Here is a 12,915-nt window from a genome sequence, read left to right on the forward strand (position 1 = left end):
TGCTTGAGCCTTGCTCGGAGACGCTCCGGCATGGATCCCGGGTTTCCGCTTCGCTTCACCCGGGATGACTGTGCGGGGAACGACAAGGCAATGTGCCGATCCCGTCGGCCTCACATCTCCTCGACATAGCGGCGGCGCAGATGCGCCTTGAACACCGCGGCGTCGAGCGGCCGGCCGGTCGCTTCCGTCAGCAGCGCGTCGGTCGGGAGCAGCGAGCCCTTGCCGTGGATGTTCGCGCGCAGCCAGCCGACGAGCGGTGCGAAATCGCCCTTGCCGATGCCGGGCAGGATGCCGGGCTCGGCCCGCGTCGCCGCGTCGAAGATCTGGGCTGCCGTCATCGCGCCGAGCGAATAGGTCGGGAAATAGCCCCAGCCGCCCGAGGGCCAGTGGATGTCCTGCAGGCAGCCGCGCCGGTCGTCCGGCACGGTGACGCCGAGCAGGGATTTCATCCCGTCGTTCCAGGCGGCGGGCAGCTCGGCAAGCGGCATGGCGTCGGCGATCAATGCCTTCTCCAGCCGGTAGCGCAGGATGATATGGGCCGGGTAGGTCACCTCGTCGGCATCGACGCGAATGAAGCCGGGCTCGACGCGGGTATAGCGGCGCCACATTGCCTCGCTCTCCCAAGCCGGGCCGGCGCCGCCGAAACTCTCCCGCATCAGCGGCGTGGCGAAGGCGAGGAACTGGCGCGAGCGGCAGGCCTGCATCTCCATCAGCAGCGATTGGCTCTCATGGATGCTCATGCTGCGCGCGGCGCCGACCGGCTGGTTCAGATGCGCTTGCGGCCGGCCCTGCTCGTAGAGCGCATGGCCGGTCTCGTGCAGCACGCCCATCAGCGCCTTGGTGAAATCGGCCTCGTCGTAGCGCGTGGTGATGCGGACATCGTTGTCGGCCCCGCCGCAGAACGGATGCGTCGAGATGTCGAGCCGGCCGCGCTCGAAATCATAGCCGAGCGCCGCCATCAGCCTGAGACCGAGCACCCGCTGCGTCTCTGTCGCGAAGGGGCCCGCGAGCGGCTCCTGCGCCGGCCGGCGCGCCTGCACCGCCACGACCTCCTGCGTGAAGCCCGGCAGGAAATCGGCGAGATCGTCGAACAGCGCATCGATCTTGGCCGAGCTTCCGCCGGGCTCGTAGTCGTTGAGCAGGGCGTCATAGGGTGAAAGCCCGAGCTTCTCGCCCTTGGCCCGGCCGATCTGACGCTGGAGGTTCAACACCTCGGCGAGATAGGGCAGGAGCCCGGCAAAGTCGGACTCGGCCCGCGCCTGCCGCCAGCGCATCTCGCAGGCCGAGACGGCCTTGCTCGACGCCTCGACGAGATCGGCCGGCAGGGCGGTCTCGACCGTCCAGACGCGCCGGATCTCGCGCAGATTGGCCTTTTCCCAGGCGCCGAGCGAGCCGTCGCTCTCGGCCTTGGCCAGCCAGTCGCCGATCCTTGCATCCGTCACCATGCCATGGCGCAGCACCTGCAGCAGTGCCATGCTCTCGGCCCGCGTCTCGGCGGCGCCCTTCGGCATCATCACGTCGGAATCCCATTGCAGGACGCCGACGGCGTTGGAGAGGGCACTGATGCGGCCGAAATGGGCGGCGAGATCGGAATAGGCGGTCATGGGGTTTGGCTCTGTGCTTTCGTGTCTTGTGCGCTGTCATCCCGGACGAAGCGAAGCGCAGATCCGGGATCCATGCCTGAGCGCTCGTCGGTTGCGTTCCGGCCTGGATCTCCCTGCGGTCGCCCGGGATGACGACGGAGCGAATCTGGAGAATTCAGGCGAACAGCTTGGAATATTGCCGTGGCTGCGAGCGCAGATACTGGTTCGGCGCCTTGACGCTGGCGCCGAGGGCCGCCGCCGCATGCCAGGGCCAGCGCGGATCGTAGAGGATGCCGCGCGCCAGCCCGACGAGGTCGGCCTCGCCGGTGCCGACGATGGCCTCCGCCTGCTCGGGCTCGGTGATCAGGCCGACCGCGATGGTGCTCATGCCCGTCGCCTCCTTCACGGCTCGCGCCAGCGGCACCTGGTAGCTCGGGCCGAGCGGGATCTTCTGCGCGGCCGAGAGTCCGCCGCTGGAGACATGGATGAAATCGGCGCCGCGAGCCTTGGCGGCCTTGGAGAAAGCGATGCTCTGCTCGACATCCCAGCCGCCGTCGACCCAATCCGTGCCGGAAATGCGGAAGCCGACCGGATAGCCCGCCGGCACCACCGCCCGCACCGCGTCGAAGACCGCGAGCGGAAAGCGCATCCGGTTTTCCAGCGAGCCGCCATATTCGTCCTCGCGCCGGTTGGAGAGCGGCGAGAGGAACTGGTGCATCAGATAGCCATGGGCGGCATGCAGCTCGATCGCCGCGAGGCCGAGCCGCACGGCGCGCTGCGCCGAAGCAGCGAAAGCCTCGACGATCCGGGCGATGTCGCCTCCCGTCAACGAGCGGGGCGGGCGGGGATAGCTTTCGAAGCCGACCTCCGAGGGGGCATGCACCGTCCAGCCGCCCTCGTTGAGGCCGAGCTGGTGGCCGCCCTTCCAGGGACGATCCACTGAGGCCTTGCGGCCGGCATGGGCGAGCTGGACGCCGATCGGCATATCCGACCAGCGATGCGCCGAATCGAGCACTTTCGCCAGTGCAGCCTCGTTCCCGTCCGACCACAGGCCGAGATCGAAGGGGCTGATCCGTCCGTCCGGCTCCACCGCCGTCGCCTCGAGGAAGAGCAGGGCGGCGCCCGAGAGGGCGAGGTTGCCGAGATGGATCACGTGCCAGTCGCTGGCATTGCCGTCTTCGGCCGAATATTGGCACATCGGCGCGATGACGATCCGGTTGGCAAGCGCGAGATTGCCAAGCTGATAGGGGCTGAAAAGCTGGCTCATGGGGAAGGTCGGCTCTGGGTGAGGGGATGTTGCCCGTAGTCTAGAAGCTCTGCGCCGCGGGAAGCCAGAGCCGTTCACGCAAATGCGCTGCCTCATCGACGCGGGGCCACCCCTCGCCAAGGCGCGGCGGGATGATAGCCTGCCGCCGATCCTCGCCGTCACGGAGTCCATCGCATGTCAGATCACGTGGAAACTGTTCTGCTCGAACGGGATGGCGGCGTCGCCGTGCTGACGCTCAACCGCCCGGCCGTGCTGAACGCCTTCGATGCGCCGATGGCGGAGCTGTTCCTCGCCCGCGTGAAGGATATCGCGGCGCGCGGCGACAGCCGCGCCATCCTGCTGAAGGGTGCGGGCAAGGGTTTTTGCGCCGGCGGCGACGTTTCGCAATTCCTGGCCGGCGGCGACCCCGCCGTGACGATTCCCGCGATCATGGAGCCGCTGCACGAGGCCCTGCTGTTGCTCGATCGCCTGCCGCAGCCCTCCGTCGCCTGCCTGCATGGGGCGGTGGCGGGTGGCGGCTTCAGCCTCGCGCTCGGCTGCGACCTTGCCGTCGCGGCCGAGAACACCCGTTTCGCGATGGCCTATTCCCGCCTCGGCACGACGCCGGATCTCGGCGGCTCTTTCCGCCTGCCGCGCCTGGTCGGCTTGCGCAAGGCGAAGGAGATCGCGCTGCTGGCCGAGCCTTTTGACGCCGCCGAGGCGCTGCGGCTGGGCCTCGTCAACCGCGTGGTCCCCAACGAACAGGCGGAAGCGGAGGCGCTCGCTCTCGCCCGCCGCCTCGCAGAAGGGCCGACGCAGGCCTATGGCCGCGTCCGCCACCTGCTGACGGAGGCGGCCGGCCATGATCTCGCCGCCCATCTGGCGGCCGAAGAGCGCGCCTTCGCGGAATCGACCGCCACCGCCGATTTCCGCGAGGGGGTCGCGGCCTTCCTGGAGAAGCGCCCGGCCCGGTTCGGGGGCGAATGAGGCCCGCAAAGGGCGATGCCATGCCGGGCGAAGGCCGCCCTTCTGGCTCGGCCCGATGCCACGCCTGGCATGGTCGGGCAATTTCTCGCAGTTGCGAAATCGTGACTATAAAACCGCCGCAATCTGACTTACTATGAGCAGGCTTACAATCACGGAGGCCTATGCATGAAGCGCCCCCTGCGGCGGGAGCTGATGTTTCAGCTTGTCGAAACCTCTCGCCTGATGAGGACCTATGTCGATCAACGTGCGCGGGAGCACGGAACGACACGGGCGCAATGGGGCGTTCTGGCGCGGTTGCGCCGCCAGGAAGGACTGAACCAGGCCGCGCTGGCCGAGCAGATGGATCTGCAGCCCATCTCGCTGGCGCGCCTGCTCGACCGCTTGCAGCATCAGGGCTTGATCGAGCGCCGCGAAAATCCGGCCGATCGCAGGGCTTATCTCCTCTATCTCAGCCCGACGGGCCGGCGACTGGTTGATGATCTCGACGAGGTGCGCGGCACGATCGCGCATGAGCTGCTCGGCTCGGTCGGAGACGACGCGATCCTGTCGGCGCTCGATACGCTCGGGGCGATCCGTGAGCAGATCCGGCCCCAGCGGGCGGATGACAAGACGCAGCAGCCGCTTTCGGCTGGTCGCATGGCCTGAGCCGGTGGGGCAACTATGAAGCGTTCGGGATTTCTTGTCGGCTTCGTTCTGGTCGCCGCTGTTGCGGCGGGCGTCTGGTATACGCGTTTGCAGGGGGAGAAGGCGCCGCAGGCCGCCGGTGCCGGGCGTGGCGCCCCGGCGGTGTCTGTGGTGTCGGCGGTGGCGGAGCAGGCGGATTTCCCGATCCGCAAGCACGCCATCGGCTTCGTCGAGACGCCGGCGAGCGTGACGGTGAAGTCGCGTATCGACAGCCAGATCGTCGCGCAGCACGTCACCGACGGCCAGTTCGTCAAGGCGGGCGACCTGCTGTTCACGCTCGACGACCGCGACATCAAGGCCCAGATCGCCAAGGATGAGGCGATGCTCCTGCGCGACGAGGCGACCCATACGCGCAACGTCGCCGATCTCGAACGCTACAAGCAGCTTTTCGCCCGCAATGCCGGCACCCAGCAGCAGGTGGATCTGGGCACGGCCGACGAGAAGAGCTCGGCCGCCAACATCCAGGCCGATCATGCGACGCTCGACGCCGACAGGCTCAAGCTGAGCTATACCCGCATCCTCGCCCCCATCGACGGGCGGGTCGGCGCCGTGATGGTCACGCCGGGCAATCTCGTCAGCGCCAACAGCAACAACAGCAGCACCGGCCTCCTGACGATCACGCAGATGAAGCCGCTGCGCGTCTCCTTCGCCTTGCCCGAGAGCGAGCTGCCGACGCTGCATGCCGCGCTTCTCGCGCCGGATTCGGCCGTGGTCACGGCGAAAATTCCCCAGGCCGGCGACCAGCCGGCCGTGGGCAAGCTCAACTTCGTCGATTCCAATGTCGACATCACCTCGGGCACGATCACGGCCAAGGCAGCCTTCGCCAATGACGATCTGCGTCTCTGGCCGGGCCAGTATGTCGATGTCGAGTTCATCCCCGACACGCTGAAGGGCGTCACCGTCATCCCGACGGTCGCGGTGCAGACCGGCCAGAAAGGTCCCTACGTCTTCGTCGCCAAGGCGAATGCGACGGTGGATCTGCGCCAGATCAAGGTCGCGCTCAGCGATGGCGGCAAGACGGCGGTGACGGAAGGCCTCGCGCCGGGCGAGCGCGTCGTCGTCGACGGCCAGATGCGCCTGAAGCAGGGCACGGCGGTGCGCGAGCGGGGAGCCAGCGGCGAGAAGGCGCCGGTGAGCACGCCGGTCGCGCAGGAGGGGCACTCATGAACGTCTCGTCCTTCTGCATCAGGCACCCGGTCGCGACCATCCTGATGTCGGTCGCGCTGGTGCTGGCCGGGACGTTCGCCTATCGCTTCCTGCCGGTGGCGGCGCTGCCGCGCGCCGAGTTCCCGGTCGTCAACGTCTCGGCCCAGTTGCCCGGCGCTTCGCCCGACACGATGGCGACCTCGGTCGCCACGCCGCTGATCAAGCAGTTCGGCACGATCGCGGGCATCGATTCGATCTCCACCATCAACGCGCAAGGATCGACCTCGATCGCGATCCAGTTCGTGCTGAACCGCGACATCGACGCGGCCGCGGCCGACGTGCAGGCGGCGATCACGCGCACGCAGAAGCAGTTGCCGATCGAGATGACGACGCCGCCGAGCTATCGCAAGGTGAATCCGGCCGACGCGCCGATCATCCTGATGGCCCTGAAGAGCGACGTCGTGCCGCTCTCCGATCTCGACGCCTTCGCCCAGCAGGTGATCTCGCCCGCGCTCTCGACGGTGGATGGCGTCGCGCAGGTGCTGATCTTCGGCAGCCAGAAATACGCCGTCCGCATCCAGATCGACCCGACGGCGCTCGCCGCGCGCGGCATCGGCCTCGACGAATTGCAGGCCGCCATCACCGCGACCAACGCCAACACGCCGGTCGGCACCATCCAGAACAGCGCCCAGCAGCTCACCATCGAGGCGCATACCCAGCTCGCCGACGCGGCGCAGTTCGCCAACGTCATCATCACCACCCGCTCGGGCAAGCCGGTGCGCCTCGGCGACGTCGCCAAGGTGATCGATTCCGTCGAGAACACGCAGACCCGCAGCAGCTATGACGGCGTTCCGGCGATCGTGCTCGCTGTGCAGCGCCAGCCCGACGCCAACACCGTCGAGGTGGTCGATCGCGTCAAGGCGATGATCCCGGCCTTCGAGGAGCAGTTGCCGGCCGCGGCCTCGCTCTCGCTGCTGAACGACCGCTCGACCTCGATCCGCCAGGCGGTGGACGACGTGCAGTTCACGCTGCTGCTCACCGTCGCGCTGGTCGTCATGGTCATCTTCGTCTTCCTGCGCCGCGTCGCCGCGACCTTCATCCCGGCGGTGGCGGTGCCGATCTCGGTCATCGCCACGCTGGCGGCGATGTATCTGTTCGGCTTCTCGATCGACAACATCTCGCTGCTGGGCCTGACCCTTTCGGTCGGCCTCGTCGTCGACGACGCCATCGTCATGCTCGAGAACATCGTCCGCCATATGGAGGAGGATGGGCTTTCCGCCTTCGATGCCTCGCTGAAGGGCGCCAGCGAGATCGGCTTCACCATCATCTCGATCTCGCTCTCGCTGGTCGCGGTCTTCATTCCGGTCCTGCTCATGGGCGGCGTCGTCGGGCGCATCTTCAACGAGTTCGCGGTGGTGGTGACGGTCTCGATCCTGGCCTCCGCCTTCGTCTCGCTGACGCTGACGCCGATGCTCTGCTCGCGCCTGCTCTCGGGCTATGGCGAGCATCATCAGGAGAATGCCGTCGGGCGCTGGCTCGAGAAGGGTTTCGAGGCGCTGTTGCATGGCTATGACCGCGGCCTCGCCTTCTGCCTGCGCTTCCAGCCGGTGGTGCTGCTCGCCTTCTTCGCGACCATGGCCGGCACGGTCTGGCTGATGCAGACCTCGCCGAAGGGCTTCTTCCCGCAGGAGGATATCGGCCAGCTTCAGGTCGCGACCGAGGCGCGGCAGGACGTGTCCTTCGACGCCATGCAGAAGCTGCAGCGGCAGGTCGCCGACATCTTCATGCATTCGCCCTATGTCGCCCATGTCGCGTCCAGCGTCGGCGCGACCAACGGCAATGCCGGCGCGCTCAATGCCGGGCGCCTCTTCGTCGAGCTGAAGCCGCAGGACAAGCGGCCGCAGCTCTCCGTCGTGCTGTCGTCGCTGCGGCGCGATCTCGCGCAGGTGCCGGGCATCAACACCTATATGACGCCGGTCCAGAACCTCAATATCGGCGCGCGCTCCTCGAAGAGCCAGTACCAGCTCGTCGTCCAGGGCCTCGACCAGAAGGCGATGAACGACGGGGCGCTACGCCTCGCCGACGCCATGAGCCGCGAGCCCTCGACCTTCCTCGACGTGACCACCGACCTGCAGAACAACGCCCTGCAGGCGACGGTGATCATCGACCGCGACAAGGCCAACCAGCTCGGCATCGGCTCGGACATCCTGCGCTCGACGCTCTATTCGGGCTTCGGCGTCCGGCAGGTCTCGACGATCTACACCACGGGCGACAGCTATCAGGTCGTCGTCGAGTTCAACCCCAACGACCAGTGGACGCCGGAGCGGCTGAACGCGATCCGCGTCCGCACCAAGACCGGCACCCTCGTGCCGCTCGGCGCCTTCGCCAGGATCGAGCGGACGGCTGGCCAGCTCACGGTCAACCAGCTTGGCCAGCTTCCGGCGGTGACGATCTCCTACAATCTGCCGGCCGGCGTCGCGCTCGGCGACAGCGTCAACCGCATCGGCGTGCTGAAGGAGCAGATCGGCCTGCCGAAATCGATCACGACGACGCTCGCCGGCACGGCCAAGGTCTTCCAGGACTCGCTGGCGAACCAGGGCCTCCTGATCGCGGGCGCGATCCTGACGATCTACATCGTGCTCGGCATCCTCTATGAGAGCTTCATCCACCCGCTGACCATCCTGACCGGCCTGCCTTCGGCGGCGATTGGCGCGCTCGGAGCGCTGAGGCTGTTCGACCTCGACCTCTCGGTCATCGCGATCATCGGCCTGCTGATGCTGATCGGCATCGTCAAGAAGAACGCGATCATGATGATCGACGTCGCGCTGGTGCTCCTGCGCGAGGGCGTGTCGGCGCAGGAGGCGATCCACAGGGCCTGCGTCATGCGGTTCCGGCCGATCCTGATGACGACGCTGGCGGCGCTGATGGGCACGCTGCCGATCGCGGTCGGCGCCGGCGCCAGCGCGGAACTGCGCCAGCCGCTCGGCATCGCGGTGGTCGGCGGCCTGATGATCAGCCAGGTGCTGACGCTCTTCATCACCCCCGTCCTGTTCCTTTACATGAACAGGCTCTCGGACGGGCTGGTGAAGCTCGGCGGGCTCTTCCGCAGCAACAAGCACAAGCCGGCGGGCGCGCCTCATCCGGCGGAATAGGCGTCTCGCGCCTTCCGTCATTCCCGGGGCGAAGCGCGGCTTCGACCCGGGAAGCTCATGCAGGATAGGGCGCTTTTCCGAGATGCTCGGGTCGAGCCCGAGCATGACGTCCTTGGGTTCGCCGTATCGCAGCCTCAGGCCGCGTCGAGGCCGTAGAGCGAGTGCAGCGTGCGCACCGCGAGCTCGGTATAGGCGGCGTCGATCAGCACCGAGAACTTGATCTCGGAGGTCGTGATGGCGCGGATGTTGATGCCCTTCTCGGCCAGCGCCCGGAAGGCGCGGGCCGCGACGCCGGCATGCGAGCGCATGCCAATGCCGATCGCCGAGATCTTCACCACGTCGGTCGCGCCCTGGATGTCCTGATAGGAGATCGTATCGTGCTTGCTCTCGAGCAGCGTGCGGGCGCGCTCGTAATCGGCCGTCGGCACGGTGAAGGTGATGTCGGTCGTCGCCTGGTCGTCCGAGACGACCTGGATGATCATGTCGACATTGATGTTGGCATCGGCGAGCGGGCCGAAGATCGCCGCGGCGACGCCGGGCTTGTCGGCCACGCGGCGGAGGGTGATCTGGGCTTCGTCCCGGGAGAAGGCGATGCCGGTGACGATCTGCTGTTCCACGATGTCGTCCTCGTCGCAGATGAGGGTGCCAGGATTGGGGTTTTCGGGGTCGTCGAAGGAGGAGCGCACATAGGTCGGCACGCGCTGCGTCATGGCGATCTCGACCGAGCGCACCTGCAGCACCTTGGAGCCGAGCGAGGCCATTTCGAGCATTTCCTCGAAGGAGACCTTGTCCATGCGCTTCGCCTTGGGAACGATGCGCGGGTCGGTGGTGTAGACGCCGTCGACATCGGTGTAGATGTCGCAGCGATCGGCCTTCAGGCCCGCGGCGAGCGCGACGGCGCTGGTGTCCGAGCCGCCGCGGCCCAGCGTCACGATGCGGTGCGTGCGCGGGTTCACGCCCTGGAAGCCTGAGCAGACCGCGATCTCGCGGTTGCGGTCGAAGCCGGCGAGGATGCCGGCGCCGTCGACGCTCTCGATCCGGGCAGCGCCATGCGCGTCCGAGCCGTAGAGCGGGATCTGCCAGCCCTGCCAGGAGCGGGCCGGCAGGCCCATCTCCTGCAGCACGATCGCCATCAGGCCGGAGGTGACCTGCTCGCCCGAGGCGACGACGACGTCGTATTCCGCCTGATCGTGCAGCGGCGCCGCTTCCTTGGCCCAGGCGACGAGCTCGTTGGTCTTGCCCGACATCGCCGAAACCACGACCGCGACCTCGTTGCCCGCGTCGAACTCGCGTTTGACGTGCCGCGCCGCGTTCTTGATGCGCTCGACAGTGGCGACGGAGGTGCCGCCGAATTTCATCACCAGAAGGGCCATGACGATCTTTTGGCTCTCGATAGCTGTCCCGGTTGGAAAGCCGGGTCGAAACGTCGCCCTCGCACTGGCGGCGGGGCGGGTGTAGATGACGGGCGGCAGGCGCGGTGTCAATGCGGCGCCGCATAAACGAGGGACCGGTTCATGGCGGCTGCGACGCAACGCACAGGCTCGACGATCGACCCGGCCGAGGTCGCCCGCTTCGATGCGATCGCGCGCGACTGGTGGGATCCGAAGGGGCCGATGGCGGTCCTGCACAAGTTCAACCCCGTGCGCCTCGCCTATGTTCGCGACGAGGCCTGCACGCATTTCGGCCGCGATCCCAAGCAGATGCGGTCGCTCGAAGGCCTGACGCTGGTCGATATCGGCTGCGGCGGCGGCGTGCTCTCCGAGCCGCTGGCGAGGCTGGGTGCTGAGGTGACGGGGCTCGACCCGGCTCCGACCAATATCGCCGTCGCCCGCGCCCATGCCGAGAAGGGCGGGCTCACCATCGACTATCGCGAGGAGACGATCGAGGCGGTCGTCGCCTCCAGCCAGCGCTTCGACATCGTGCTGGCGATGGAGGTCGTCGAGCATGTCGCCGATGTCGAGGCCTTCGTCGCCGCCTGCTGCGCGGCGGTGAAGCCCGGCGGGCTCCTCGTCATGGCGACGCTCAACCGCACGCTGAAATCCTATGCGCTCGCCATCGTCGGCGCCGAATATGTGCTGCGCTGGCTGCCCCGGGGCACGCATGACTGGGAGAAGTTCGTGACCCCGGCCGAGCTCGGCGGTGCGATCGAGAGCAACGGCTTCACGCTGGGCACGCAGACCGGCGTCGTCTTCAACCCGCTGACCGGCCGCTGGAGCGCCGCGCGGGATATGGACGTCAACTACATGCTCGCCGCCAGCCGCGGCGGCTGAAAGGCCCGGCGTCTCAGGGGCGCAGCACCGTCAGGACGAGCAGGAGCAAAAGCCCCGAGCCGGTCGCGATGCCTGCCTTGACGGCCGCGGCATCGAAGCGCGTCGGGAAGCCGTAGCGATGCCAGAGCCAGGCGCCGATAAAGGCGCCGATCAGGATGATGCCGGCGTTGAAGCCGGTGCCGTAGGCGTTCTCCCCGAGCAGCAGATCGGCAATCCAGCCGAACATCAGGGCGGCGAGCAGGATCAGGACCACGACGAGGATCAGCGACAGAAGCGGCAGATCGGGCAGGCCGACGATCGTCAACAGGGCGCGCATGGCTTTCTCGCCTCGCTTGAACGGCTTGATCATCCGCCGAAACCGTGAAGGAATCGGCAAAATCCCGATTTCGGGCGATCATTTTGCGCTGCAAGGTAATTCCTTAGGCGAATGGCGCGTTGCAACATAAGGTGCATGATCGCCGTCCAAAGCCGCCGCAGTGCCGCAAGGACGAAGACAGGCGGGGAGCAGGGAGACGACGATGTCGAAGCCGCAAGCTGCCGTGAAACCGCTCAAGGATCTCTACGAACTCGACGAGTTGCCGCCGCTCGGCCATGTGCCGGAGAAGATGTACGCCTGGGCGATCCGGCGCGAGCGCCACGGAGCGCCGCAGGACTCGTTCCAGGTCGAGGTCGTGCCGACATGGTCGATCGGCGAGGAGGAGGTTCTGCTCCTCGTGATGGCGGGAGGCGTCAACTACAATGGCATCTGGGCCGGCCTCGGCCAGCCGATCTCGCCCTTCGACGTCCACAAGGCTCCGTTCCATGTCGCCGGCTCCGATGCCTCGGGCATCGTCTGGGCGGTCGGCTCGAAGGTGAAGCGCTGGAAGGTCGGCGACGAGGTCATCGTCCACTGCAACCAGGACGATGGCGACGACGAGGAGTGCAATGGCGGCGACCCGATGTTCTCGCCGTCGCAGCGCATCTGGGGCTACGAGACGCCGGACGGCTCCTTCGCCCAGTTCTGCCGGGTGCAGTCGCGCCAGCTCATGCTGAAGCCGAAGCATCTCTCCTGGGAAGAATCCGCCTGCTACACCCTGACGCTGGCGACCGCCTACCGCATGTTGTTCGGCCACGCTCCGCACACCATCAAGCCGGGCGACAACGTTCTGGTCTGGGGCGCCTCCGGCGGTCTGGGCGTCTTCGGCGTCCAGCTCTGCGCGGCGTCCGGCGCCAACGCCATCGGCGTCATCTCGGACGAGACCAAGCGCGACTATGTGCTCGGCCTCGGTGCCAAGGGCGTCGTCAACCGCAAGGATTTCAACTGCTGGGGCCAGATGCCCAAGGTCAACTCGCCCGAGTACAACGAGTGGACCAAGGAAGCCCGCAAATTCGGCAAGGCGATCTGGGACATCACCGGCAAGAAGGACGTCGACATCGTCTTCGAGCATCCGGGCGAGGCGACCTTCCCGGTCTCCTGCCTCGTCGCCAAGCGCGGCGGCATGGTGGTGTTCTGCGCGGGCACCTCGGGCTTCAACATCACCTTCGACGCCCGTTATGTCTGGATGCGGCAGAAGCGCGTCCAGGGCTCGCATTTCGCCCATCTCAAGCAGGCGAGCGCCGCCAACCAGTTCGTGCTCGATCGCCGCATCGACCCCTGCATGTCCGAGGTCTTCCCCTGGGACAAGATCCCGCTCGCCCATCACAAGATGTGGAAGAACGAGCATGCGCCGGGCAACATGGCCGTGCTGGTCTACGCGCCGCGCACGGGCTTGCGCACCTATGAGGATGTGGCGGAGGCGCTGGGAGGGTAGGGAAGCCGTATATCCGGTTGCAAAACGAGATCGGTTTCTTTACAGACTGATTGCGAA

10 protein-coding genes are annotated in these 12,915 nt (G+C 67.1%); 6 read left to right on the plus strand and 4 right to left on the minus strand.

The window, feature by feature from the left end; all coding sequences use genetic code 11:
* Positions 1–110: 110 nt before the first annotated feature.
* Both AB6806_RS03320 and AB6806_RS03325 read right to left on the minus strand, forming a co-directional pair.
* Positions 111–1,604, minus strand: coding sequence for a carboxypeptidase M32 (locus AB6806_RS03320; protein ID WP_142020671.1), 1,494 nt, complete (start codon positions 1,602–1,604; stop codon positions 111–113).
* Positions 1,605–1,758: 154 nt separating this feature from the next.
* A complete protein-coding gene (locus AB6806_RS03325) occupies positions 1,759–2,850 on the minus strand; it encodes an NADH:flavin oxidoreductase/NADH oxidase (protein WP_142020672.1) in 1,092 nt (363 codons plus the stop codon).
* Positions 2,851–3,024: 174 nt separating this feature from the next.
* On the opposite strand from AB6806_RS03325, the gene AB6806_RS03330 reads away from it, so the two are divergent.
* From AB6806_RS03330 to AB6806_RS03345, 4 genes are all read left to right on the plus strand, one after another.
* Entirely contained in the window at positions 3,025–3,816 is a 792-nt protein-coding gene (locus AB6806_RS03330; RefSeq protein ID WP_142020673.1) for an enoyl-CoA hydratase/isomerase family protein, read from the plus strand.
* Positions 3,817–3,981: 165 nt separating this feature from the next.
* Positions 3,982–4,461, plus strand: a complete 480-nt coding sequence (locus AB6806_RS03335; protein WP_038368391.1) for a MarR family winged helix-turn-helix transcriptional regulator — start codon at positions 3,982–3,984, stop codon at positions 4,459–4,461.
* A gap of 15 nt (positions 4,462–4,476) precedes the next feature.
* Positions 4,477–5,667 carry an efflux RND transporter periplasmic adaptor subunit gene (locus tag AB6806_RS03340; RefSeq protein WP_370954108.1) on the plus strand — a complete coding sequence of 397 codons (1,191 nt, stop codon included), beginning with the start codon at positions 4,477–4,479 and terminating at the stop codon, positions 5,665–5,667.
* A complete protein-coding gene (locus AB6806_RS03345; RefSeq protein ID WP_038368388.1) occupies positions 5,664–8,798 on the plus strand; it encodes an efflux RND transporter permease subunit in 3,135 nt (1,044 codons plus the stop codon). The genes AB6806_RS03340 and AB6806_RS03345 overlap by 4 nt, the downstream gene beginning before the upstream one ends.
* Positions 8,799–8,932: 134 nt before the next feature.
* Here AB6806_RS03345 and AB6806_RS03350 read toward each other — a convergent pair whose 3' ends face one another.
* A complete protein-coding gene (locus AB6806_RS03350; protein WP_370954109.1) occupies positions 8,933–10,171 on the minus strand; it encodes an aspartate kinase in 1,239 nt (412 codons plus the stop codon).
* Between the two features lie 141 nt (positions 10,172–10,312).
* On the opposite strand from AB6806_RS03350, the gene ubiG reads away from it, so the two are divergent.
* Positions 10,313–11,068, plus strand: coding sequence for a bifunctional 2-polyprenyl-6-hydroxyphenol methylase/3-demethylubiquinol 3-O-methyltransferase UbiG (ubiG, locus tag AB6806_RS03355; protein ID WP_142020675.1), 756 nt, complete (start codon positions 10,313–10,315; stop codon positions 11,066–11,068).
* Positions 11,069–11,081: 13 nt separating this feature from the next.
* Here ubiG and AB6806_RS03360 read toward each other — a convergent pair whose 3' ends face one another.
* Entirely contained in the window at positions 11,082–11,384 is a 303-nt protein-coding gene (locus AB6806_RS03360) for a hypothetical protein (RefSeq protein WP_142020676.1), read from the minus strand.
* Between the two features lie 202 nt (positions 11,385–11,586).
* Here AB6806_RS03360 and ccrA point away from each other — a divergent pair, with 202 nt between their 5' ends.
* Positions 11,587–12,858 carry a crotonyl-CoA carboxylase/reductase gene (gene ccrA / locus AB6806_RS03365; RefSeq protein ID WP_038368381.1) on the plus strand — a complete coding sequence of 424 codons (1,272 nt, stop codon included), beginning with the start codon at positions 11,587–11,589 and terminating at the stop codon, positions 12,856–12,858.
* The last annotated feature ends 57 nt before the right edge of the window (positions 12,859–12,915 follow it).

This window comes from Allobosea sp. RCC_152_1 (assembly GCF_041360765.1).
Classification (GTDB): domain Bacteria; phylum Pseudomonadota; class Alphaproteobacteria; order Rhizobiales; family Beijerinckiaceae; genus Allobosea; species Allobosea spartocytisi.

What these genes read in the sequence shown, in the direction of transcription:
- ccrA (WP_038368381.1), top strand. Translation starts at nt 11,587, where the DNA reads ATGTCGAAGCCGCAAGCTGCCGTGAAACCGCTCAAGGATCTCTACGAA.
- AB6806_RS03320 (WP_142020671.1), bottom strand. Translation starts at nt 1,604, where the DNA reads ATGACCGCCTATTCCGATCTCGCCGCCCATTTCGGCCGCATCAGTGCC.
- AB6806_RS03345 (WP_038368388.1), top strand. Translation starts at nt 5,664, where the DNA reads ATGAACGTCTCGTCCTTCTGCATCAGGCACCCGGTCGCGACCATCCTG.
- AB6806_RS03335 (WP_038368391.1), top strand. Translation starts at nt 3,982, where the DNA reads ATGAAGCGCCCCCTGCGGCGGGAGCTGATGTTTCAGCTTGTCGAAACC.
- ubiG (WP_142020675.1), top strand. Translation starts at nt 10,313, where the DNA reads ATGGCGGCTGCGACGCAACGCACAGGCTCGACGATCGACCCGGCCGAG.
- AB6806_RS03340 (WP_370954108.1), top strand. Translation starts at nt 4,477, where the DNA reads ATGAAGCGTTCGGGATTTCTTGTCGGCTTCGTTCTGGTCGCCGCTGTT.
- AB6806_RS03360 (WP_142020676.1), bottom strand. Translation starts at nt 11,384, where the DNA reads ATGCGCGCCCTGTTGACGATCGTCGGCCTGCCCGATCTGCCGCTTCTG.
- AB6806_RS03350 (WP_370954109.1), bottom strand. Translation starts at nt 10,171, where the DNA reads ATGGCCCTTCTGGTGATGAAATTCGGCGGCACCTCCGTCGCCACTGTC.
- AB6806_RS03325 (WP_142020672.1), bottom strand. Translation starts at nt 2,850, where the DNA reads ATGAGCCAGCTTTTCAGCCCCTATCAGCTTGGCAATCTCGCGCTTGCC.
- AB6806_RS03330 (WP_142020673.1), top strand. Translation starts at nt 3,025, where the DNA reads ATGTCAGATCACGTGGAAACTGTTCTGCTCGAACGGGATGGCGGCGTC.